Here is a 22917-nt window from a genome sequence, read left to right on the forward strand (position 1 = left end):
TAGTGCAACACCACAGGAGCAGGATCGTTCCGAGGTCGTTTCGACATTGTTGAAATCAGTGCTCGCGCAGGCGCGGCATCAGCTCGACGAAGTTGCAGGGCGCGTGGCGGCTGTCGAGCTGGGGGGCGAGAATGCCGTCCCAACCATCCTTGACCGCACCGGTCGAGCCGGGGAGGGCGAAGATATAGGTGCCGCGCACCACCACCGCGCATGCGCGCGATTGGATCGTCGAAGTGCCGATCGTCTGGTAGCTCAGCCAGCGGAACAGCTCGCCGAAACCGGGAATGTCCTTGCCGCCCAGAGCCTGCAACGCTTCGGGCGTGACGTCGCGACCGGTGACGCCGGTGCCGCCGGTGGAAATCACGCAGTCGATGTCGGGATCGTCGACCCAATTGTGAAAGCGCGCCGCCAGATCGTCGAGCTCATCGCGGCAGATCGTGCGAGCGGCGAGGATATGCCCGGCCTGGGTGAGCCGTTCGACAAGCACGTCGCCGGATTTGTCTTCCGCCGGTCCGCGCGTATCCGAGATTGTCAGGACGGCAATCCGGACAGGCTTGAACGGGCGGCTTTCGTCAATTGGCACCGGTGCTCTGCACCTCCGCCCGTGCGACCTCGACAGGGGCGTGATGCTCGATCCGCACGGCCTGCGCGCCCGGCAGGCCGGGGAAGCGCGGCCACATGCCCTGCGCCATGGCCTTGAGGCTGGGCGCCGGCTTGCCGGCATTGCGCTGATACATCCAGTAGTTGCGGAGCACCGTCACCGCATAGCCGCGCGTTTCCCAGAAGGGGATCGACTCCATGTAGAGCAGCGGGTCTTCGCCGCCCTTTACCCGCGCATTCCACAGGTCGAGCATGCCGGGGCCGGCATTGTACGCCATGACCACTTTCGGCAGCAGGCCGCCGGTTGCGCCATAGTCGCGGACCTGTTCGATTCGCGCTTGGCCGAAGTCGAGATTGACCGACGGGTTCAGCAACAGGCTGCGATCGGGGGCCGTGATGCCGCGCCGCTTGGCAATGAGCTGCGCGGTGCCGGGCAGCACCTGCATGACGCCATAGGCGCCGGCGGGGCTGACCGCATCGGGCCGGAACCGGCTTTCCTGCAGAGCGTGCGCGTAGACGAGAGACTTGTCGACGCGCCAGCCACCCTGGGGCGACCAGTCCGGCGTCGGATAGCGGGCGGAGGCGCTTGCCTGCGCGCCGCTCGGCCCGTTGTGCGCCAGATAGAGTTGCGTCTCGGGCAGAGTCAGCCGCGCCGCCAGCGAGGCGAGAAATGCGTGGTCCTCGGGCCGGCCGATCCTCGCCTGGAATTTCAGCAGCTCGGCCGCGCGGTTGCGCTCGCCGATTTCCGCCAGGGCCTTGGCGAGACGGACGTTCGGAATCGTCGACAGGCGCGCCCAATTGGTGGTGAGGCCGTCCTGCTCGGATGGTGGGAGTTGCTTGAGCCCGAGCGCCTGGGCAGCGAGGATGCCGTAGAAGGTCTCGCCATACCGCGCCGCCGCGCGCAAGCGAGGCTGGATCTTTTCAGGCTGGCCCGCGGCCATCAGCGCGCGCGCGGCCCAATATTGGCCCGCAGCGAGAATGTCCGGATCGCCGCCGCGCTGGGCGACGGACGCGAACGCCTCGGCAGCGGCGGCGTAATCGTGCTGCCGCCAGGCGGCGAGGCCGACCGTCCAGTCTGCCTGCACGCGCCAATCGCCTTCGCCGGTCCGGGCGAGCGAGGCGAGGCGGCGCGCATTGCCGTCGTCGCCGTTCAGATAATAGGACCAGGCGACGCGCTGCCGCCATTCGGTCAGCGCCGCGCCGGACAGGTTCGGCTCCTGCGCCGCCAGGATCGCCTCGCAGCCCGCGGGATCGTCGATCTTGATCAGCGGCAGGATCTTCGGTGCGAGCTGAGCGGCGACCGGGTCGTTCTTCACCGAGTCGGTGCGCTCGCGGGCCGGCGCAGCGCCGAGCCAGATCATGCGTTGCTGCGAGGGCAGGGCAGGGACCGCGACCGCGCCGCGGGCCCTCGCCAATGCGGCAAGCTGGGGCGCCTGTGGGAGCCAGGGCGCCGCATTCAGCAACGCGACCAGCGCGTCGGCATTGTCGACCTTCGGCGAGCCTTTCAGCGTGTAGAGCTCGGCGCGCGCGTAGGATTTGAGGGGGCCGTCGGGCAGCGCCTCAATCTTCGCGGCGCCGTCGGTCCAGAGTTGCGCCTTCAAGTCGGCAAAGACGGCGAGGAAAGCGATGCGCTCCGCTTCGGTCAGCGCGGCAGGCAGTTGACCGATGCCCTGCGTTGCGGCGGCGTCGGGCGCGTTCGCCAGCGCGGGAGCCGCGATGGCGGCAGTCATCAGCGCGAGGGAAGAGATCCCGCGCACGATCAAAGGCCCTTCATCAGCAATTGAAGGTCCTTCCACGCCTGCGCCTTGAACGCGGGGCGTTCGTCGAGCAGGCGCGGATGAAACGTCGCGACGGCCTCGACCGTGGCGTTGCCGTGGTCCAGCGACCGCAGCTCGCCACGGGCCTGCATGACTTCGGTGCCGAGCAAGGCGCGGCTGGGCAGATCGCCCATGATCAGCAGCCTTTTGGGGGCGACCAGACCGATATGATGGCGCGCGATCGCGGTCAGCCGCTTCAGCGCATCCTCCGGCACGCGCCCGACGGGGCGAACCGTCGCGAACGATGCCAGCCAGATCGAGCTGCGGTCACGGCCGATCGCGCCGAGCATCTTGTCGAACAGGGCGCCCAGCGATCCGGACAATAACGTGCCGGTCTCGGCGTCGCCGCGATCAGGCGCGTCGATCAGGATCATCAGGTCCGCCTGGGCATTGCCAGCGGGAAGCAGGCGCGTGCGGCCCCAGCGCGCCTCCGGCACGTCCGCGCTCTCGCGCATCCAGGCGACGAACGCGGTGAGGTCGGCGGGAAGCTCAACCCTCTCCCCGCCGGGGAGAGGGACGGCCGCGGAGCGGCCAGGGAGAGGGGCCGACACCCTGCGTGCTGACTCTGCCCCTCTCCCGGCGTCGCTTTCGCCCACCCTCTCCCCGGTGGGGAGAGGGTTGGAGGTTGCGAGCCAATCGCGCGGCTCGTCGTCCACCAAGGTGTCGACGCCGGCGTCGCGCCACCAGCGGATCAGGCTGGCGGCAGCCTCGTGGCCAGAGAACGCAGTTACCCCTTCCATCGGCGATACTAAGGTCTGCGGTTGACGGTCGGGTCAACCGACTGCATCGGTTAACGGCTACAAGTCGTGGCCAAGGCGCGACGAAGCGGGGCCGTAACGAGGAAGTGTGATGAGCGAACGCGAAGCGATGCCGTATGACGTGGTGATCGTCGGTGCCGGGCCCGCGGGACTGGCGGCGGCCATCCGGCTGAAACAGCTCGCGGAAGCGAACGGGCAGGAATTGTCCGTGTGCATCCTCGAAAAGGGCTCGGAAGTGGGCGCGCACATCCTGTCGGGCGCGGTGGTCGATCCGGCCGGACTCGACGAATTGCTCCCGAGCTGGCGCGAGAGCTGTTCGCTGGCGCAGACGCCGGTCACCGAAAACCACCATTGGGTGCTGACCGAGCACAAGAAATACGAATTCCCTCACGCGCTGATGCCGCCCTTCATGAACAACAAGGGCACCTACACCGGCTCGCTCGGCAATCTCTGCCGCTGGCTGGCCGAGCAGGCGGAAGGGCTGGGCATTGAAATCTTCCCCGGCTTCGCGGCAGCGGAGATCCTGTTCAACGACGACGGGTCGGTCAAAGGCGTCGCCACAGGCGACATGGGCGTGGCGCGCGATGGCACCCGCAAGCCCGATTATCAGCCGGGGCTGGAGCTCCACGCCAAATACACTTTCTTCGCCGAAGGTGCGCGCGGGCACCTGACCAAAGAGCTGAAGCGAATCTTCGAGCTCGACTCGAACTGCGAGCCGCAAGTCTATGGGATCGGACTGAAAGAGCTGTGGGACATCGACCCGGCCAAGCATGTGCCGGGCAAGGTGGTCCACACTCAGGGTTGGCCGCTGAGCGACGCCTGGGGCGGCGGGTTCCTATATCACCAGGCAAACGGGCAGGTCGCGCTCGGCTTTGTCGTGGCGCTCTCCTACAAGAACCCGCACCTCTCTCCCTTCCACGAATTCCAGCGCTGGAAGCATCATCCGGCCATCCGCGAAGTGCTGGAAGGCGGCAAGCGCGTCTCCTACGGCGCGCGCGCAATCAACGAAGGCGGCTGGCAGTCGGTGCCGAAGCTGGTCTTCAAGGGCGGCGCGCTGATCGGCTGCTCGGCCGGCTTCGTGAACGTGCCGCGCATCAAGGGCAGCCATACCGCGATGAAATCGGGCATGCTGGCGGCCGAAGCGGCGTTCGACGCCATCCGGGCGGAGCGCTCGGCGGACGAACTGACCGCCTATCCGGAAGCGCTCGAAAAGAGCTGGGTCGCCAAGGAGCTGAAGAAGGTCCGCAACGCCGAGCCGGCAATCGCCAAGTTCGGCGGCACCGTCGGCACGCTCGTCGCCGGCGTCGACATGTGGATGCGGCAGCTCGGCATCGGCTTGCCGTTCACGTTCAAGCACAAGCCCGACCACACCAAGCTGTGGGAAGCGAGCCAGTGCAGGAAGATCGATTATCCGAAGCCCGACGGCGTCATCAGCTTCGACCGGCTGTCCTCCGTGTTCCTGTCGAACACCAATCATGAAGAGGATCAGCCGATCCACCTGACGCTGAAAGACCCGGACATCCCGATCAGCTACAACCTGCCGCATTTCGACGAGCCGGCGCAGCGTTACTGCCCGGCGGGCGTTTACGAAGTTGTGGGACAGGATGAGGGAAATCCGCGTTTTGTCATCAACGCGCAGAATTGCGTTCATTGCAAAACCTGCGACATCAAGGATCCGACCCAGAACATCAATTGGGTCGTGCCGGAGGGCGGCGGTGGACCGAATTACCCGAACATGTAGCGTTGTGTTGGCTGCGGCTCTGCTGATCCCGGCGGGCGCGCAAGCAAAGAAGACGACGGCCGCCGTGCAGCCCTCGATGCTCGCCGCTTATGCGCGAGCGCGGCTCGCGGGCTCCGACGGCGCGCTGGACAAGGCGTCTCAGGCCTATTCGGCGGTTCTGGCTGTGCGGCCGGATGATGCATCGATCGCGGCGCGCGCGTATCGCCAGGCGCTGGTGGCGGGCGATATCGCGCTTGCGCTGAAAGCGGCCGCCGCACTCGACAAAGCGGGCGCGCTGCCTGCCGACGGCCAGCTCCTTTATCTGTCGCAGGCCCTCAAGACGAAGAACTGGGCTGCGGCCAACGCCGCCGTCGAGGTGCTGGGCAAGGACGGCAGCTTCGATTTCATGGTGCCGGTGCTCCGCGCCTGGGTGGCGCAGGCAAGCAGACAAAGCGATCCGTTCGCGATCCTCGACGCGCCGAACGGCAGCGCGTTGACGGCTGCGTTGGCCTCCGAGCAGCGCCCGCTGCTGCTGATCGCGTCGGGCAAGCTGGATGAGGCCGCGACGGTCGCCCAGGCTCAGGCGTTGGCGGCTGGTGGCGGCTCGCCGGCGCTGAAGCTCGCGGTCGCTTCCCGGCTGCTCGCGGCCGGGCGAAAGGACGCTGCGCTCACCCTGTTGCGCGGCGACGATGCGGTCATCGCCAGCGCGCGCGCGCTTGCGGAGGCCGGCAAACCGCTTCGTGCCGGCTCGCCCGACGCGGCTGGCGGTGTTGCGGCGATCTTCGTTCGGGTGGGCGAGGCGATCCAGTCCGATCCGCGCTCGCCGGTTGGCCTGACCCTGGCCCGCCTGGCCGTGTATCTCGATCCGAGCAACGACGGTGCGACAGTGATGCTCGCGCGGTTGCTTGCCAATGCCGGACAGCAAGAGTCTGCCTTGTCGCTGCTCGCCAAAGTCGCGCCGGATAGTCTTTATGCCGGTCCCGCGACCGACTCGCGCGTCGGCATCCTGACCGAGCAGGGGCGGCGCGAGGAAGCGCTGGCGCTGGCGCAGGCCAAGGCGGAAGGTGCGGGTGCCACGCTCGCCGACTTGGTGCGGACCGGCGACCTGCTCGACGCGCTCGACCGTCATGCGGAGGCCGCGAAGGCCTATGACCGCGCGATCGCGGTGGCCGAACGCACGCCCGACATGGCCGACAAGGCGTGGAGCATCTGGCTGCTGAAGGGCGGTGCGCTCGAAAAGGGCGGCGATTGGGCAGCGGCCAAACCGGCGCTCGAAAAGGCTGTCCAGCTTTCGCCGCTGCAGCCGGTTGCGCTCAATTATCTAGGCTATGCACAGCTCGAGCGGCGCGAGAATGTGAAGAACGCGCTGGCGCTAATCGAGCGCGCAAGCCAGCTCAAGCCGGACGATCCGGCCATTACCGACTCGCTCGGCTGGGCGCATTATCTGGTCGGCGACGTCGCCAAGGCGATCCCGACACTCGAAAAAGCGGTGCAGGGGCAGCCCAGCGATCCGACGATCAACGAGCATCTGGGCGATGCCTATTGGGCGGTCGGCCGCAAATACGAGGCCCGCTACGCGTGGAGCGCCGCGGCTGTGTTCGCCGATTCGGCCGATGTCGCAGCGCGCGCCAAGGCAAAGGCGGAAGGCGGGTTCACGCCGGCACTCGCGGCGCGCTGACGCAACGACATAGGTTGCCCACAGCGCTCATGCAGGAACTGGCTCCGGCGAAGATCAATCTGGCGCTGCATGTGCGCGAGCGCATGGCGGACGGCTATCATCGCCTTGAGACGCTGTTCGCCTTTGCGCGGGACGGAGACGGGCTTTCGGTTGCTCCCAGCGAGGAGGTGACTCTGGTGATCGAGGGGCCGTTCGCCGCGGGATTGGACGCGGGAGCCGACAATCTGGTCCTCAAGGCGGCCCATGCTCTCCGGGATGCGGCGGGAATGGGGCTAGGAGCTGCGTTACGGCTAGAGAAGAATCTGCCGATTGCCTCCGGAATCGGCGGCGGGTCTGCTGATGCGGCGGCGGCCCTGCGGCTGCTGGCGCGATTCTGGGGCACCGATGTGCCGCTGGAGCCCATCGCCCGGTCGCTCGGCGCCGATGTGCCGGCGTGCCTGCTCGGCCGAACCGTGCGCGGCGAACTTAGGGGCGAGGTGCTGACCCCCGTTTCCGATGACCGCTTGCGCGGGATGCCGCTGTTGCTGATCAATCCGGGCGTCGCGATGCCGACGCGGCCCGTCTTCGCTGCCTGGGACGGGGTCGATCGGGGGGCTTTGGGGGGTGATGACCCGCTCGAAGCGGCGCTTAAGGGTCGCAATGATCTCGAGGCGCCCGCGATCGGATTATGCCCGGTGATCGGAGAACTGCTCGACTGGCTCAGTGCGCGACCCGGCGTCACGTTGGCGCGGATGTCCGGCTCGGGTGCGACCTGTTTCGCGCTGTTCGACGACCGGCGCGCATGCGTGACCGCGGCCGACGGGGCGCGCCGCGACTGGCGCTGGTGTCTAGAAACGGAACTGGCCTGACCCGCGCGTCCGGTATCGGGACAAGGGTGCCGGCGGCACATGACGTAATTTCAATGGCTTACGCAATGGCACGCAGCTTGCGGATCGGGGAGGCACGGATCGGCTTGCCCGCCAGCATCGCCCGTCCGTCCATGGTCCGTGTGCCGCGTATTCAGGCACATGCATCGGGCATGGGGAGCGGCGCCTGTTGCGCCGTTCCCCAAACCGGCGTGACAAGCGCGCCCGAACGGCTAAGCGCAGCCGCGTGACCGAAGCCTATCATTTCCTTCCCGGCACGCCAGATTCCGGCATTCTCGTCGTCGTCGACCACGCCTCGCGCGACGTGCCGGACGATATCGACCTCGGCATTGATCCGGCGCTGATCGACAGACATATCGGCTGGGATATCGGTGCCGCCGATCTTGGGCAGGCGCTCTGCCGGCGTTTCGGCTGCCCCGGTCTGTTCGGCGATGTTTCGCGGCTGGTCCTCGACCTGCACCGTGAGGAGGACAGCGCCGCCCTTATCCCGGAGAGCAGCGACGGCCATGCCATTCCGGGCAACCATGCACTGACCGACAGCGAGCGGCGGGGGCGGATCGAGCGTTTCTGGCGGCCCTATCATGGGAAGCTGGCCGAGCTGGTTGCCGAGACTCGCCCGGCGCTGATCGCCGCGGTGCATAGTTTTACGCCGCGGCTGGAAACCTCCGTGGGGCCCGACCGGCCCTGGCAGGTGGGGATCCTCTACAATCAGGATGATCGCGCGGCGCGGCTTGCGATTGCCGAGCTCCGTGCGGTGGGGATCGAAACCGGCGACAACGAACCCTATTCGGGCAAGCTGCTGAATGCGACGATGAACATGCACGCCGAAGCGAACGGTATTCCCTATCTGGCGATCGAGGTGCGCAACGACCTGATCCGCGAGACGGCGGAAATTGAGCATTGGGTTGATACTCTGGAGCGTGTGATTGTGCATTGCCGCAACAAGCTTGCGCCTGAGCGGTCCTTTCGGACATAGGCGTGCGCGATGAGCAGCCGTTTCGACAAAAACAAACTCCCGTCGCGCCATGTCTCGGTCGGACCCGAGCGGGCCCCGCACCGCAGCTACTACTATGCGATGGGGCTGACGGAGGAGGAGATTGCGCGTCCCTTCGTCGGCATCGCCTCTGCGGGCAACGACAGCGCGCCCTGCAACACCACGCTCGACGCCCAGGCTGACGCGGCCCGGCGCGGCGTGGAGCAGGGCGGGGGCATGCCGCGCCGGTTCAACACCATTACCGTCACCGACGGTATTGCGATGGGCCATCAGGGCATGAAGTCTTCGCTGGTCAGCCGCGAAGTCATTGCCGATTCGATCGAGCTCAGTGTGCGCGGTCACTGCTATGACGCGCTGGTCGGCTTTGCCGGCTGCGACAAGTCGCTGCCCGGCATGATGATGGCGATGCTGCGGCTGAACGTGCCCAGCATCTTCGTCTATGGCGGCTCGATCCTGCCGGGGCGCTTTCATGGTCGTGATGTGACCGTGGTCGACGTGTTCGAAGTCGTCGGCCGCTATGCTGCCGGCGCCTGCCCGATCGCCGAAGTGCACGAGCTGGAAAAAGTCGCTTGTCCTGGACACGGCGCATGCGGCGGACAATTTACTGCCAACACTATGGCCTGTGTCGGCGAGGCGATCGGTTTATCATTGCCGAACAGCAACATGGTGCCAGCTCCTTACACGAGCCGAGAGCAAGTCGCGGTCGCCGCCGGGGCGCAGGTGATGGAGCTGGTCGCGCGGAACATCCGCCCGCGCGACATCTGCACGCGCGAGGCCTTCGAGAATGCTGCGCGGATCGTTGCGGCGACCGGCGGCTCGACCAACGGCGCATTGCACTTGCCCGCGATGGCGCACGAAGCGGGGATCGAATTCGATCTGTTCGATGTCGCGGAGCTCTTCAAATCAACGCCTTATTGCGCGGACTTGAAGCCTGGCGGAAAGTATGTCGCCAAGGACATGTATGAAGCGGGCGGCGTCTACATGCTGATGAAGACGATGCTCGCCGAGGGCCTGCTTCACGGCGAGTGCCTGACCGTTACCGGCCGCACGCTTGCCGAGAACATCGACGAAGTGACGTGGAACCCGGACCAGAAAGTCATCTACGATGCGCGCACCCCAATCACGCCGACAGGCGGCGTCGTGGGCCTGCGCGGATCGCTCGCCCCTGACGGCGCGATCGTGAAGGTCGCCGGCATGCACCGGCTGCAGTTTGAGGGGCCGGCGCGGGTGTTCGACTGCGAGGAGGACGCCTTCGCCGCCGTCGAGGGTCGCACGATCAACGAAGGCGAGGTTATCGTCATCCGCTACGAAGGGCCCAAGGGCGGCCCCGGCATGCGCGAGATGCTGGCGACGACGGCTGCACTCTACGGCTTAGGCTTGGGCGAAAAGGTCGCGCTGATCACGGACGGGCGTTTCTCGGGCGGCACCCGCGGCTTCTGCATTGGCCATGTCGGTCCGGAGGCGGCAGAGGGCGGTCCGATCGCGCTGGTGGAGAATGGCGATACGATCCGCATCGATGCCGAGGCGGGCACGATCGACCTGCTTGTGGCAGACGATGTGCTCGCCGAGCGCCGAAGCCGCTGGACACCGCGCCGCAACGACTATCAAGCGGGCGCCCTGTGGCGTTACGCGCAGAACGTCGGGCCTGCGTACCAAGGCGCGGTCACGCATCCCGGCGCTCAGGCCGAGACGCACATTTACGCGGACATCTGATCTCCGATAGAGGCCGGTTGATGACTGGCCGTCCGATCCTGACTGCAGCCGAGATGCGCGCCGCCGAGGAACGGGCGATCGCGGCCGGCACGCCGGTCGAACTGCTGATGGAGCGCGCCGGTCTGGGCGTCGCGGAAGCGGCCTGGCGCTTTGCCGGGCCCTTGCCGACCCTGGTGCTGTGCGGGCCGGGCAACAACGGTGGCGACGGCCATGTCGCGGCCCGTTATCTGCGCGCACGCGGCATGGATGTGCGAGTCGCGGCGCTTGGTGAGCCGAAGGCTGGGGCCGCCGCGGCAGCCCGCGCGGCGTGGGGCGGCCCGGTCGAGAGCCTCAGTGAAGCGCGGCCTGCGCCCTTGCTGATCGACGCACTGTTTGGGACGGGGCTTTCGCGCGGGCTGGACGACGAGGTTTCGGCGCAACTGAACGCGTTGGCCGATGCGGCCCGCGTAAGGGTCGCGGTCGATCTGCCGAGCGGCGTGCACACGGATACCGGCGCGGTGCTGAGCCAAACGCCCGAGTTCGACCTGACCGTTACCTTCGCGACGCTGAAACCGGCACATCTCCTCCAGCCGGCAGCGGCCTTATGCGGCCGCATCGTCACGGCCGATATCGGCATCGCGGCTGAGGCCAGCCTGACGGAACTCGCTCGGCCCGCGCTGCCTATGCCGGGGCCAAAGGATCATAAATACTCACGGGGCCTCGTCGTCGTGCTGGCGGGCGAGATGCATGGCGCCGCGGCGCTCGCCGCCGAAGCGGCCGCGCACAGCGGCGCGGGCTATGTGCGCTTGATCGCGAACGAGCCGCTGCCTGTCTCCCACGCGATCGTGCAGACGCGCGACCCGGAGCTGATCTGCCATGACGAACGGATCGGCTGCGTCGTGGTTGGGCCGGGGTTAGGGCGCAGCCAGGACGCGCATGCGCGGCTTGGCGTCGCGCGGCGATCGGGGAGGCCGCTGGTGATCGATGGCGACGGGCTGTTCTGTCTGGGCGAGCGGCCTGACGGTCTGGAAGGGCACATTCTCACCCCGCATGAGAGCGAGTTCCGTCGGCTGTTTCCCGATCTGGAGCAGCCGTCCAAAGTCGAGCGCGCTCGAGAGGCTGCGCGGCGAAGCGGGGCAGTGCTGGTGTACAAGGGGGCCGATACCGTGGTTGCGGCGCCTGACGGGCGGGCCGCGATCGGAAGCAGCGCTTCGCCCTGGCTATCGACGGCGGGGACGGGCGACGTGCTGGCTGGCACCATCGGAGCGATGCGCGCGCGCGGTTTGCCGCCGTTCGAAGCCGCCAAGGCGGGCGTCTGGCTGCATGCGCAGGCTGCGGCGCGCGCGGGCAAGGGGTTCGTGGCCGACGATCTGGCGCGGCATTTGCCGGACGGTCTGTGAGCGATGCCGATCTGATCGTGCGCGTCGTGGCGCGAGGCGACGGGGTGACCGCGGACGGCCGCTTCGCGCCTTTCGCCGCGCCCGGCGATCGACTGCGCGCCGATGGCTCGGTCGAGCACGGTCCGCACCACCCGATGCCGCCATGCCGCCATTTTCCTGAGTGCGGCGGGTGCCAGCTCCAGCACCTCGACGACGAGAGCTATGCCGGTTTCCTGCGCCATCGGATCGAGGCTGCGCTGCAGGCGCAAGGCCTGCCGTTACCGGAGTTCGCTCCCGTGCACCTGTCGCCGCCGATGACCCGGCGCCGCGCCAGCCTCGGCGCTCAGCGGATCGGCAGGCGCGTGCTGATCGGGTTCAAGCAGGAGCGCAGCCACCGGATCGAGGACATGCACGAATGCCATGTGCTTCGGCCCGAATTGTTCGCGCTGGTCTCGCCGCTTCGCGAGCTGTTGGCCAAGCTGCTGCCGGACAAGCGCAGCGCGACGATCAAGCTGACGCTTGCCGAGCAGGGGACGGATGTGCTGCTCGAAGGCCTCTCGGCAGACTCGCTGGCGGCGGCCGAGGCGCTGACCGACTTCGCCCAGCGCTACGGCTTGGCGCGCCTGTCATTGGACGATGGCCTGGGTCCGCAAACGCGCTGGGAGCCGCAGCCCGTCACGATCGCGCTGGGCAGCGCATCGGTGCCACTGCCGCACGATGCGTTCCTGCAAGCGACTGCCGACGGGGAAGCAGCATTGATTGCGGCCGTGCGCGAATCTGTCGGGGACGCGCGCATCATCGCGGATCTTTTCGCCGGCCTTGGCACCTTCGCGCTGAACCTGTCCGGCAAAGTCTATGCCGCCGAAGCGTCCCGTGATGCTGTTCTGGCGCTGAAAGCTGCGCGGCCTGCGATCTTCGCCGATCACCGAGACCTTTATCGCCGCCCGCTCGCCACCGCCGAGCTCAACCGGTTCGAAGCGATCGTGCTCGATCCGCCCAGAGCGGGCGCCGAAGCGCAAGCGCAGCAGCTCGCCGGGTCATCCGCGCCGCGTATCGCCTATGTCTCATGCAATCCGGCAAGCTTTGCGCGGGACGCGAAGCTTCTGGATGCGGGCGGCTACCGGCTCGAGCGGGTCGTCCCTGTCGGCCAGTTCCGCTGGTCGACGCATGTCGAGCTGGCAGCCGCCTTTCGGAAATAGTTGCAGTCAGCCGCCGTGGTACAGCAGGTGCAGCCCGGCATGCAGCGTCAGCGCGAGCAAGCACAGGCTGGCCAGCATGAACACCGAGAAACGCACGACGATCTTGTTGACCGTTGCCTGCACAAGGCTGTGGACGATCCTGAGGGCGACATAGGCCCAGGCGATCATTAGGTTCAGGCCGCCGCCGAAATCCATCAGCGCGAGCGCCAGCGCGACCGCGTAGAAGATGGTCGGCTGCTCCATCAGGTGATTGTAATTGTCGGCTTTCCAGCGGACGTTCGGCGGCAGCGTGGCCATCAGCTCGCCCGGCGGGCGAGTGGGATCGAGCGGCGTCTTGGCCGCGCGCATTGCCGGGATGCGGGTCGCGTACAGCCACACCTGCATGACCAGCGACCATGCGACGAGCGCCACGATCGGCGCGAGGATCGGGCTACGCATCAGCCGAGCGTCCGAATGAGCGCCATGATCGCGAGCGACAGCAGCACGAGGCTGGACGCGACGAACAGCGGAAAGCGGATCGCGATCTTGTTCGACGTCGCCTGCACCAGGCTGTGCGCGATGCGAAGCGCGACATAGGTCCAGGCCAGCATCACCGCGGCCTGGCTGACCTGCCCCAGGATCGCCAGGATGCCGACGACGGCGTAGAACAGCGTCGGCTGCTCGACCAGATGCGCGTAATTGTGCGACTTCCAGTTGACGGTAGCGGGCAGCACGGCTTCCAGGTCCTGGCCGCGCCCCCCGACGGCCTTGGACATATCGATACCGGCAGTCTTCAACGCCGGCAGTCGCGTGGCCGCCATCCACACCAGCATGACGAGCGTCCACAAGACCAGCACCGCAGCCGGCGCCAGAAGATCGGCTTTCATGATTTGACCCTCCCCGTTTATTTCGTGCACGGAACGTGCGCGAGCAGACAGGAAGGGTCAAGACGGCGTTAAGCGAACAGCTTCGCCCAGCCGCGGACGGGGCGGTCTTTCCAGTAGCCGCGGTGATAGGCGTCGGACGCCAGCAGCGGCATGACCGAACCCGCTTCCGCGAACACCATCTGCTCGATGCCGGTGTTCACCTTGCCCCAGCTTGCCGCTTCCTGCAGCGTGGAGGACGAACAGGCGCCATCGCGCACGTCGGCGACGGTGATCTGGACGGCGTATTTGTGCACTTCCACATCCTCATGGCCGAGGATCTCGGCGCAGACGACCGTGTCCTGGATGAAGTTCTTCGGCACGCCGCCGCCGATCATCAGCAGGCCGGTGGTGCCGGCCTCGATCTTGATCTGCGTCAGCTCGCGGAAGTCCGCAATCGCATCGAGCACCATGTACGGACGGCCTTCCTTGGCCGCATCCACCTGATGCTTGACGAGGCCGAAGCCGGCGGACGAGTCCACGAACGCCGGGCAGAAGATCGGCACGTCATGCTCATATGCAAGCTTGACGAGGCTGTTCTCCTTCTTGCCATGCTCGACGAGATACTTGCCCATCTCGCGGATGAAGGCGCGCGAGGAATAGGGCTTGGGATCCAGGCTTTCCGCGATCTTGTTGATCGTGTGGTCGCAATCCTGGAGCTGCTCTTCGTCGATATAGGTGTCGTAGATGCGGTCGATATACAGCGATCGCAGCGTGTCATCGTCAGGAATCTCAAGCGCTTGATAGTGCTTGTGACCAAGGCCTTCGAAGAAATCCATGTCGACGATCGAAGCACCGGTGGCGACGATCACGTCGACCATGTTGTTGCGCACCAGCTCGGCATAGAGATCCATGCAACCACCGGCCGAGGTCGAGCCCGCGATCACCAGGCAGACCGTGCAGTCCTTATCGGCCAGCATCTGATTGTAAATCTTCGTGGCGCGGCCGAGGTCGCGGCTGGTGAAGCTCATGTCGCTCATCGCATCGACGATCGGGCGCGCGTCGAACGATTTGATGTCGATGTGCTTCACCTGCTTCGACAGCAATTCCGCCTTGCGGGTGTCGTTGATCGGCGCGTTCGCGGCTGCCGTCTTGGTCAGGGTGTCGGTCATTGATTATCCTATAGGCTCAAGAACCGCCGTCATTAAGGGGACGCGGAAACCCGAGAGGCGGCGGCGCGCCGGTAGCACGCCGCCGCCGAGTTCGTGCCGGCTAATGATCCGCCGTTACAGCTTGACGACGTTCGAGGCGACCTCGCGCTCCGTGGGCATGTACAACGAGACCATCGGCTCGTCTTCCACCTCGACCGTCTCGGCGCGGCCGAAGCCGTTGAAGCCGGTCCGCATCGCGCAGCCATAGGCGCCGAGCATCCCGATCTCGAGATAGTCGCCCGCCTGCACGTCCGCCGGCAGCATGAACGGTCCCGTCATATGATCGAGATCGTCGCAGGTCGGCCCGTAGAAGCTGAAGCCCATTGGCTTGGCGCGGCTGTCCGGCTCGCGCAGCAGCGTGACCGGAAAGCGCCAGCCGACATGTGCCGCATCGAACAGCGCACCATAGGCGCCGTCGTTGATGTACAGCTCATCGCCGCGACGCCGTTCGACGCGCACGACCAGCGAGCTATATTCGGCGCAGAGCGCTCGGCCCGGCTCGGACCACAGCTCCGCCGAATAGCTGATCGGCAGACTCTCGAACGCGCGGTGGATCGTCTCGAAATACAGCTCGAGCGGCGGCGGCTCCATGCCGGGATAGGAGGAGGGAAAGCCTCCGCCGACATCGATCACGTCGACCGTCACGGCCGCCTCGACAATCGCCTGGCGGACCCGCTCCATCGCCTGCGCATAGGCGTCGGGCGTCATTGCCTGGCTTCCGACATGGAAGCAGATGCCGAGCGTGTCGGCCGCCTGGCGAGCCGCGAACAGCAGCGCCTTCGCTTCCGAGGGCGCCGTGCCGAACTTCGACGCGAGGCTTAGCTTCGAATGCTCGGACGACACGCGCAGCCGGACGCAAAGCGTCAGGTCGGTCGCGTCGTTCGTGGCGCGCGTGATCTTTTCCAGCTCGTCGATCGAATCGAGCGAGAAGGTGCGGACGCCGAACGAGAAATACGCCTCGGCGATCGCTTCCTCGGCCTTCACCGGGTGCATGAAGCACAGCACGGCCTCGGGCAGCGTCTCGCGCACCAGCCGCACCTCGGCGATCGAGGCGACGTCGTAATGCGTGACACCGCTGTCCCACAGGATGCGGAGCAGATCGGGGGACGGATTCGCCTTCACCGCATAGAGCGTCTTGCCCGGAAACTTCTCGACGAAGAATCGGGCAGCGCGCCGGGCGGCGTGCGGACGAATGAGCGTGACCGGATTGATCGGTCGAAGGGCGGCAGCTAGCCCCAGCGCGCTATGGTGCTTGTGCAACTCAAGGGACCTCCATGTGCCCGGCAACCGGGCGTCGTTGGCAACAAGCTGCCTTGCGGTGGAAGTCCCATGGGGCAGCGGACGCGCGATATATGTTTGGGGCTCCCCCCTGTAAAGCATGGAATTGAGCCATGTTTCATTTTGGAGGCAAAGCGTGATTTCAGGGCGGCAGCCTGATCCTTCCGGTATCGTCAAGGCGTTGAGAAAGCTGGAAACTATCGTGACCCCGACGCCGCTGCTGCAAGCGGAGATCGGCGGGCGCACGGTGTATCTGAAGGCCGAATCGCTGCAGCCGATGGGCGCGTTCAAGCTGCGCGGCGCCTGGCATCGACTCACCGACCTGGACGAAGAGGAGCGCGGGCGCGGAGTCGTGGCTTTCTCTTCGGGCAATCATGCCCAAGGTGTGGCCTGGGCGGCGCGGCGCCTGGGCATCCGCGCCACGATCGTGATGCCGGCCGATTCGCCAGCGAAGAAGCTGGACAACACAAGGGCCTTAGGCGCCGACGTCGTGCTCTACAATCGCATGGCCGAGAGCCGCGAAGCGATCGCGGCGCGGATTGCGCAGGAGCGCGGATCGGTCGTGGTGCCGAGTTTCGACGATCCCTGGGTGGTGGAAGGACAGGCAACTGCGGGACTGGAGGCGTGCAACCAGATGGCCGCGCTGGGGCTCGATCCGCCCGACCGGATCGTGACGCCCTGCGGTGGCGGCGGACTGGCCGCGGGCCTCGCTTTGGCCGTGCCCGAAGCCGAGATGGTCGTCGTCGAGCCGGAGGGCTGGGACGATATGACACGCTCGCTTGAGGGCGGCGAGATCGTGCCGGTCGGCCCGAACCCGCCGGCGACCGCCTGCGACGCCATCCAGACGCTGAAAGTCGCGCCGCTGACCTTCGACATCCTGAAAGGCCGGGACGCGCGCGGGGTGGCGGTCAGCGATGCCGAGGTCGGCGCGGCGATGCGCTGGGCGTTCGAAAACCTGCGGCTGGTGCTGGAGCCGGGGGGAAGCGCAGCGCTGGCGGCCCTGCTCGCCGGCAAGGTCGCGCCTTCGGACCGTACGCTTGTGCTGCTGTCCGGCGGCAATGTCGACGCGGCGACGTTTGTCCGCATGACGGGGCTGGCGTGACCGGTCCTTCTGCGCTGATCCTGTCAGTAGCGATGCTGGCGGCGATCGCGCTGGTCATCGGCGGCGTCGCACAGCTTCGGCGCAGCGAGAAACGCGGCTGGCTGATGCTGATCGCCGCCGCCGTGCTGGTCGGAAACGTGCTGATCTGGGCGGTCTAGGCCGAGGCCGCGGCGCGCTCGGGCAGATTGTCGAAAATGCGGCGGATTTCCTGGAGCACCGCGACGGTTTTCTCCAGATCTTCGTCCGCGAACTCGGACATCAGCGGCTCGATCTCCGGCGCCATGGCGCGGACCGAATCGGCATGCGCCGAGCGGCCGGCGGCGGTGATGCCGATAATCTGGTCGTCGCCTTCGCCGATCCGCCCAATATAGCCGTGCTCCTCGAGCGCGCTCAGATGCGTTTCGATGTCCGGGATGCTCACCTGGAACACCCAGGCGAGCACCGACTTGCGCTCCTGCTCGCGATTGTTGCGGACGAAGTAGTTGAGCGCGCCGAACTGGCCTGCGGTCAGCCCGGTCACCTCGATCGTGCCGAGATGGTTGCGGACGAGATGCTCGACCACGGCGATCTCGGTGAACAGGTCCAGCAGCAGCTTCTCGCGAACGGCCATATCTCCAGCCTTTTCAGATCACTTGATCGGGCAGCTCGGGTCCAGTCTGAAGTCGAGATACTTGTCCACGCTTGCCATCAATTGCGGCATTTCATGCTCGAAGAAGTGGTTCGCGCCCGGGATCGTGTCGTGATGGACAGTGATGTGGCGCTGGGTCCGCAGCTTGTCGACCAGCTTCTGGACCGCGGGCGGGGTCACCACCTCATCCGCTTCGCCCTGGATCACGATGCCGGAGGCCGGGCACGGCGCGAGGAAGCTGAAGTCGTACATGTTCGCCGGCGGTGCGATCGAGATCCAGCCGCGCACTTCGGGGCGGCGCATCAAAAGCTGCATGCCGATCCAGGCGCCGAAGCTGACGCCCGCGACCCAGGTCTGCTGGGCTTCCGGGTGAAAGCTCTGCACCCAGTCGAGCGCGGAAGCGGCGTCGGACAGCTCGCCCACGCCATTGTCGAACACGCCCTGGCTCTTGCCGACGCCCCTGAAGTTGAAGCGCAGGGTCGCAAACCCGCGGCGCGCGAAGGTCTGATAGAGCGCCTGGACGATGCGGTTGTTCATCGTCCCCATCGCTTGCGGATGCGGATGCAGGATCATCGCAACGGGCGCGCGTGGACGCGGCGGGGGAGCGAACCGACCCTCGAGACGGCCCTCGGGGCCGGGAAAAATCACTTCGGGCATAGCACCTTGATGTAAAAACCGGCCGGGAAGCTGGCGCTGAGTTGCGGCGCTATATAGGATCGACCACGAATTTCGCAAACGGATGCGTACCGACTTGAGCCAGCGCCTGTATCTTGATCATGCCGCGACCACGCCGATGCTGCTTGGCGCCCGCGAAGCGATGCGCGCGGCGATCGCGCGCTGGGCCAACCCGTCGTCCCCGCACGCGGAGGGACGCGCGGCCCGCGCGATGCTGGAGGATGCGCGCAAACGGATCGCGGTGGCCCTCGGCTGGGACGGCGAAGTGATCCTCACCAGCGGCGCGACCGAGGCGATCCGCGTCGCAATGACTCGTGCCAAATGCGATGCGCGCATCGTCTCCGCGGTCGAGCACGAGGCGGTCCACCGCGTTGCGAGCGATGCCTTCTTCCTGCCGGTGCAGAAGGACGGGACCGTTTTGCCGGACGCCCTAACCGGGCGGCTCGGCGCGCTTGGCGCCAAAGCGCCGCTGGTCGCAATTCAGGCGGTGAACAACGAAACCGGGGTGTGTCAGTCGCTCGACACGCTCTCGCCGATCGTCCGGAAGGCGGGCGGCTTGCTGCTCGCCGATTGCGCGCAGAGCGCGGGCAAGGCGGCGCTGCCCGATGCCGACCTGATCGCGATCTCCGCGCACAAATTCGGCGGCCCGCCGGGTGTGGGCGCGCTGCTGGTCAAGGATCTGGGCGTGCTGGAACCGAGCGGTGGCCAAGAGAAGGGCTATCGCGCCGGCACCGAGAATTTGCCGGGCGTATTCGCGATGGCGGCGGCGCTGGAGAACGGCCGCGGCTGGGTCGACCGCGCGGCGGACCTGCGCGCGCATTTGGATGGCGCGATCGAAGCAGCTGGCGGCGAGGTGGTCGCCAAGCGTTCGCCGCGGCTCGCGACCATCGCTGCTTATCGGATGCCGGGCGTGTCCGGCTCGGCGCAGCTCATCCAGTTCGACATGGCGGGGATCGCGGTATCCGCCGGCAGCGCCTGCTCCTCGGGTACGCTCAAGACCAGCCATGTGCTGTCGGCGATGGGCTGGGACGACAAGGGAGCGACGGAAGTGATCCGTGCCAGCTTCGGGCCGGAGACCAGTCGCGCCGACATCTACCGCTTCGTCGAGGCCTGGAAACGCATCGCGGACGGCGCACGCAGTCGCGCAGCCTGATGCCCCCGATCTATCTCGACTACCAGGCGACCACGCCGCTCGCCCCGGAGGCGCGCGCGGCGATGGAGCCGTGGCTGGGCGAGAAATTCGGGAACCCCCATTCGCCGCACCGGATGGGCCGGGAGGCGAAGGCGGCGGTGGAGCTGGCGCGAGACCATGTCGCGTCCTGCCTGGGCTGGGCGGGAGGTAGCATCGTCTTCACTTCCGGGGCGACCGAAGCGGCCAATCTGGCAATCAAGGGCGCCGCCTGGGCTGCACCTGCCGAGCGCCGCAAGATCGTAACGCTCGCGACCGAACATGCGTGCGTGCTGGATACGGTGCTTTGGCTCGGCCGAAACGGCTTCGAGGCCGTGGTGCTGCTTGTCGGAAACGACGGGCTGGTCGATCTCGACACTGTGCGTGAGGCGGTGGACGAGCGCACGGCCCTCGTGGCCGCGATGCTGGTGAACAACGAAATCGGAGTCATTCAGCCGGTGGCGGAGATCGGACGGATCGCGCGCGACGCCGGCGCGCCGTTCCTGTGCGATGCGGTGCAAGGGCTCGCGCGCGTGGAACTGCCCCAGGCGGACCTCATCGCCGTTTCGGCGCACAAGTTGTTCGGGCCGAAGGGGATCGGAGCTTTGTGGGTTCGTGATGGTATTGCCCTGGAGCCTCTCATGCACGGTGGCGCGCAAGAGGCGGGTATTCGCTCCGGCACGCTCAGCCCGGCGCTGTGCGCGGGGTTCGGAGCCGCCGCCGCACTGGCGGAAACGCGGCGTCATGAAGATGCCGCGCATGTCGATGCGCTTTGGCGACGTGCGACCGACAAGCTCAGTGGTTGGGCGATCAACGGCAGCACGGAGTGTCGCTATCGCGGCAACATAAATGCCTGCTTCGAGGGTCTCGACGCGGCGCGCCTGATCGCCGACGTCCGCGGCGTTGCCTTCTCCGCCGGTTCAGCGTGCGCGAGCGGATCGGGCCGCCCCAGCCATGTGCTGAAGGCGATCGGGCTCAGCGATGCTCAGGCGCGCGGCAGCATCCGTCTCGGGTTCGGCCGCTATACGACCGAAGAAGAGCTGGAAACTGCGCTCGACCTGATCCTGGAAGCCGCCGAGCGGCAGCGGGCGTTCGCATGACGCGTGTGCGGTTCATATCCGCTGACGGCAACCAGGTGAGCGAGGTCGAAGGAGCGTCCGGCGACCGCCTGCTCGACCTCGCCCAGGCCAATGGCCAGCCGCTGGAAGGAACATGCGAAGGCCAGATGGCGTGCTCGACTTGCCACGTCATCGTCGATGCGGCCGATTTCGCCCGTCTTCCACCCGCGAGCGAGCCGGAGGAAGACATGCTCGACCTCGCCGCTGGCGCGACGCGCTACAGCCGCCTGGCCTGCCAGATTTTTCTGTCTGACGATCTGGACGAACTGACGGTCCGTATCCCGCCGGAAGCCCGGAACATGCAGGGCTAAAGCGCGATGAGCTGCGCGAGCTCGTCTTCCTTGAACGGCTTGGCGAGGCGCGGAAAATCGGGCGCGATCTCGTCGAGATCGGAATAGCCGGAAATGATGACGACGCGCTGGTCGGGCCGGCCGCGCTTTACCTCGGCGGCAAGCTCGGTACCAGTCATGCCGGGCATCAAGTGATCGGTGACGATCACATCGAAGTCCTTCGCGCTTTCGATCAGCCGCAATGCTTCCGGCGCGCTTTCAGCCTCGGTCACAGTATAGCCCAACGAGTCCAGCATGGCGGCGACACTCATGCGCACCAGCGGCTCGTCGTCGACCAGCAACGCGGTGCCCGCTGACCGGGAGCTCTCCGCAGGTTTCGGCTGCAGCTTCGGATCGGGCCTGGATGCTTCCGCCGCGGGGAACCACAGGTGGACGCGTGTGCCTTCACCGGGCGCGCTCTCTACGCGAAGCGCGCCGCCGAGCTGTCCCATCAGCCCATGCACCATCGACAGGCCAAGGCCGGTTCCGCGCCCTACCCCCTTGGTGGAATAGAAAGGCTCGACCGCGCGCTCCAGGATCTGGGGGCTCATCCCGATGCCGGTATCGGACACGGTCAGCCGCACCCATTGGCCCGCGGGCAGTCCGTCGCCTTCTCCGGTCAGCCGTACGGACGTGGCGGCGATGCTGAGCGTGCCGCCGTCGGGCATGGCGTCAGCCGCATTCACCGCTAGGTTGAGCAGCGCCATTTCGAGCTGCGCCGGATCGGCCTGAACGGAAGGCAGGGAATGGGGCAAGTCGATGCGGAGCGTGATCCGCGGCCCGATCGTGCTCTCGATCAACTCCTCCAGCGAGTTGACGAGCTCGGCCAGGTCCACCGGCATCACCTGCAACGGCTGGCGGCGCGCAAAGGCGAGCAGGCGCTGCACCAGCGTGCGGGCGCGTTCCGCGGCTTGCAGCGCGCCATCGACCAGCCGCTCCATGCGCGGATCGGGCAGCCCGCGGCGCTTCAGCAGATCGAGGCCGCCCAGGATTGGCGTCAGCAAGTTGTTGAAGTCATGGGCGACGCCGCCGGTCACCTTGCCCATCGCTTCGATCTTCTGGCTCTGGATCAGAGCTTCCTGCGTCTGTTCCAGCTGGCGCGCGGTTTCACGGACATCCGTCACGTCGCGCGCGATCCCGTACATCCGATCGCCCTCCGCAACCGCATTCCAGGAAAACCAGCGATATTGACCGTCCTTGGTGCGGTAGCGGTTCTGGAAGCGCACCGAGGTCCCGCCGCCGAAAAGAAACTCGCGCTCGCGCCGGGTCGTCTCGATATCGTCCGGATGCATGATGCCGGTCGAACTTTGGCCCAGCAGCTCCTCGAGCGGCCAGCCAAGGATGCGTTCCCAGGCAGGGCTCGCCGTCAGCCAGGTGCCATCGCGATCGGCGATCATCAGCGGGTCCTGAGACAGCGACCAAAGGCGATCGCGTTCGCTGGTCCGGGAAGCGACTTGCTCTTCGAGTTCCGCGCGGCGCTCCGCCTCGATCTGCTCCAGCCGGAGATAGGCGCGGATGGCGTAGCTGATGCTGGTCGAGACGATGACACAGACCGCGCCATAGAGGATCATCGAAACCAGCGGGTCACGTTCGACGAACAGCGATTGCGCCAGCACACCGCCGATGGTCGCGCAGACGAGCGCCGGCCCCACCCCGCCAAGAAAGGCCGTGAGCGCAACCGCCGGAAAGAAGGTTATGAAGGGAATTCCGCGGACATGGGGAAACAGCGCTTCGCGGAGCGCGAGACCGGCAAGCGCCAGCAACACGCCCAATGAATAGGCAAGGACCGGCCGCTGCCGTACCCCCTGCGCGATCCCCATCGCGTTCATGTCATCTGCATATCAGAGTCCGGGCCGTCCGCCA

At 66.7% G+C, this 22917-nt stretch carries 22 protein-coding genes; 12 read left to right on the forward strand and 10 right to left on the reverse strand.

Translation table 11 applies throughout. The features are described 5' to 3' along the window. Positions 1 to 55: 55 nt before the first annotated feature. Genes moaB through ACFSCW_RS08240 form a run of 3 tightly spaced genes read right to left on the reverse strand, consistent with a single transcriptional unit; the run spans position 56 to position 3157 of the window. Positions 56 to 583: a molybdenum cofactor biosynthesis protein B gene (moaB, locus tag ACFSCW_RS08230; RefSeq protein ID WP_380888364.1), complete on the reverse strand. Its 528-nt coding sequence runs from the start codon at positions 581 to 583 to the stop codon at positions 56 to 58. Next, complete coding sequence (locus ACFSCW_RS08235) at positions 573 to 2330, reverse strand: lytic transglycosylase domain-containing protein (RefSeq protein ID WP_380888365.1); 1758 nt, start codon at positions 2328 to 2330, stop codon at positions 573 to 575. The genes moaB and ACFSCW_RS08235 overlap by 11 nt, the downstream gene beginning before the upstream one ends. Before the next feature lie 29 nt (positions 2331 to 2359). After that, positions 2360 to 3157, reverse strand: coding sequence for a uracil-DNA glycosylase family protein (locus ACFSCW_RS08240; RefSeq protein ID WP_380888366.1), 798 nt, complete (start codon positions 3155 to 3157; stop codon positions 2360 to 2362). A 109-nt stretch (positions 3158 to 3266) separates the two neighbouring features. On the opposite strand from ACFSCW_RS08240, the gene ACFSCW_RS08245 reads away from it, so the two are divergent. The 7 genes from ACFSCW_RS08245 to ACFSCW_RS08275 all read left to right on the forward strand — a co-directional run bounded on the left by ACFSCW_RS08245 (position 3267) and on the right by ACFSCW_RS08275 (position 12703). Beyond that, positions 3267 to 4916 (forward strand): electron transfer flavoprotein-ubiquinone oxidoreductase, encoded by a 1650-nt coding sequence (locus ACFSCW_RS08245; RefSeq protein ID WP_380888367.1) that lies wholly within the window; start codon positions 3267 to 3269, stop codon positions 4914 to 4916. A gap of 7 nt (positions 4917 to 4923) precedes the next feature. Continuing rightward, positions 4924 to 6573, forward strand: coding sequence for a tetratricopeptide repeat protein (locus tag ACFSCW_RS08250; RefSeq protein ID WP_380888368.1), 1650 nt, complete (start codon positions 4924 to 4926; stop codon positions 6571 to 6573). A 29-nt stretch (positions 6574 to 6602) separates the two neighbouring features. After that, entirely contained in the window at positions 6603 to 7421 is an 819-nt protein-coding gene (locus ACFSCW_RS08255; protein WP_380890058.1) for a 4-(cytidine 5'-diphospho)-2-C-methyl-D-erythritol kinase, read from the forward strand. 244 nt (positions 7422 to 7665) lie between these two features. Continuing rightward, positions 7666 to 8415 (forward strand): N-formylglutamate amidohydrolase, encoded by a 750-nt coding sequence (locus ACFSCW_RS08260; RefSeq protein ID WP_380888369.1) that lies wholly within the window; start codon positions 7666 to 7668, stop codon positions 8413 to 8415. A 9-nt stretch (positions 8416 to 8424) separates the two neighbouring features. Then, a complete protein-coding gene (gene ilvD, locus ACFSCW_RS08265; RefSeq protein WP_380888370.1) occupies positions 8425 to 10146 on the forward strand; it encodes a dihydroxy-acid dehydratase in 1722 nt (573 codons plus the stop codon). A gap of 20 nt (positions 10147 to 10166) precedes the next feature. Next, positions 10167 to 11525, forward strand: a complete 1359-nt coding sequence (locus ACFSCW_RS08270) for an NAD(P)H-hydrate dehydratase (RefSeq protein ID WP_380888371.1) — start codon at positions 10167 to 10169, stop codon at positions 11523 to 11525. Beyond that, on the forward strand, positions 11522 to 12703 hold the full coding sequence (locus ACFSCW_RS08275; protein ID WP_380888372.1) for a class I SAM-dependent RNA methyltransferase: 1182 nt from the start codon (positions 11522 to 11524) through the stop codon (positions 12701 to 12703). Before ACFSCW_RS08270 ends, ACFSCW_RS08275 begins: the two co-directional genes overlap by 4 nt. Before the next feature lie 6 nt (positions 12704 to 12709). On the opposite strand, the gene ACFSCW_RS08280 is transcribed toward ACFSCW_RS08275, so the two are convergent. The 4 genes from ACFSCW_RS08280 to ACFSCW_RS08295 all read right to left on the reverse strand — a co-directional run bounded on the left by ACFSCW_RS08280 (position 12710) and on the right by ACFSCW_RS08295 (position 16016). After that, positions 12710 to 13141, reverse strand: a complete 432-nt coding sequence (locus ACFSCW_RS08280; RefSeq protein ID WP_380888373.1) for an MAPEG family protein — start codon at positions 13139 to 13141, stop codon at positions 12710 to 12712. Then, positions 13141 to 13569 carry an MAPEG family protein gene (locus ACFSCW_RS08285; protein WP_380888374.1) on the reverse strand — a complete coding sequence of 143 codons (429 nt, stop codon included), beginning with the start codon at positions 13567 to 13569 and terminating at the stop codon, positions 13141 to 13143. The genes ACFSCW_RS08280 and ACFSCW_RS08285 overlap by 1 nt, the downstream gene beginning before the upstream one ends. A gap of 68 nt (positions 13570 to 13637) precedes the next feature. Next, the gene (locus ACFSCW_RS08290; RefSeq protein WP_380888375.1) at positions 13638 to 14717 is read right to left on the reverse strand and encodes a 1,9-bis(guanidino)-5-aza-nonane synthase; all 1080 of its coding nucleotides are present in this window, start codon (positions 14715 to 14717) and stop codon (positions 13638 to 13640) included. A 114-nt stretch (positions 14718 to 14831) separates the two neighbouring features. Further along, positions 14832 to 16016, reverse strand: coding sequence for a type III PLP-dependent enzyme (locus ACFSCW_RS08295; protein WP_380888376.1), 1185 nt, complete (start codon positions 16014 to 16016; stop codon positions 14832 to 14834). A gap of 217 nt (positions 16017 to 16233) precedes the next feature. Between ACFSCW_RS08295 and ACFSCW_RS08300 the strand changes: the two genes are divergently transcribed. After that, positions 16234 to 17136, forward strand: a complete 903-nt coding sequence (locus ACFSCW_RS08300) for a threonine ammonia-lyase (RefSeq protein ID WP_380890059.1) — start codon at positions 16234 to 16236, stop codon at positions 17134 to 17136. Next, a complete protein-coding gene (locus tag ACFSCW_RS08305; protein ID WP_380888377.1) occupies positions 17133 to 17294 on the forward strand; it encodes a hypothetical protein in 162 nt (53 codons plus the stop codon). Before ACFSCW_RS08300 ends, ACFSCW_RS08305 begins: the two co-directional genes overlap by 4 nt. On the opposite strand, the gene ACFSCW_RS08310 is transcribed toward ACFSCW_RS08305, so the two are convergent. Next, positions 17291 to 17746, reverse strand: a complete 456-nt coding sequence (locus ACFSCW_RS08310) for a hypothetical protein (protein ID WP_380888378.1) — start codon at positions 17744 to 17746, stop codon at positions 17291 to 17293. The genes ACFSCW_RS08305 and ACFSCW_RS08310 overlap by 4 nt on opposite strands. 18 nt (positions 17747 to 17764) lie before the next feature. Beyond that, the gene (locus ACFSCW_RS08315) at positions 17765 to 18421 is read right to left on the reverse strand and encodes an alpha/beta hydrolase (protein ID WP_380888379.1); all 657 of its coding nucleotides are present in this window, start codon (positions 18419 to 18421) and stop codon (positions 17765 to 17767) included. Positions 18422 to 18503: 82 nt separating this feature from the next. Here ACFSCW_RS08315 and ACFSCW_RS08320 point away from each other — a divergent pair, with 82 nt between their 5' ends. Genes ACFSCW_RS08320 through ACFSCW_RS08330 form a run of 3 tightly spaced genes read left to right on the forward strand, consistent with a single transcriptional unit; the run spans position 18504 to position 21036 of the window. After that, a complete protein-coding gene (locus ACFSCW_RS08320) occupies positions 18504 to 19592 on the forward strand; it encodes a cysteine desulfurase family protein (RefSeq protein ID WP_380888380.1) in 1089 nt (362 codons plus the stop codon). Then, the gene (locus tag ACFSCW_RS08325; RefSeq protein WP_380888381.1) at positions 19592 to 20707 is read left to right on the forward strand and encodes a cysteine desulfurase family protein; all 1116 of its coding nucleotides are present in this window, start codon (positions 19592 to 19594) and stop codon (positions 20705 to 20707) included. The genes ACFSCW_RS08320 and ACFSCW_RS08325 overlap by 1 nt, the downstream gene beginning before the upstream one ends. Next, complete coding sequence (locus ACFSCW_RS08330) at positions 20704 to 21036, forward strand: 2Fe-2S iron-sulfur cluster-binding protein (RefSeq protein ID WP_380888382.1); 333 nt, start codon at positions 20704 to 20706, stop codon at positions 21034 to 21036. Before ACFSCW_RS08325 ends, ACFSCW_RS08330 begins: the two co-directional genes overlap by 4 nt. On the opposite strand, the gene ACFSCW_RS08335 is transcribed toward ACFSCW_RS08330, so the two are convergent. Then, the gene (locus ACFSCW_RS08335) at positions 21033 to 22883 is read right to left on the reverse strand and encodes an ATP-binding protein (protein ID WP_380888383.1); all 1851 of its coding nucleotides are present in this window, start codon (positions 22881 to 22883) and stop codon (positions 21033 to 21035) included. The genes ACFSCW_RS08330 and ACFSCW_RS08335 overlap by 4 nt on opposite strands. Between the last annotated feature and the right edge of the window lie 34 nt (positions 22884 to 22917).

Source organism: Sphingomonas tabacisoli, assembly GCF_042678385.1.
GTDB lineage: Bacteria > Pseudomonadota > Alphaproteobacteria > Sphingomonadales > Sphingomonadaceae > Sphingomonas_B > Sphingomonas_B tabacisoli.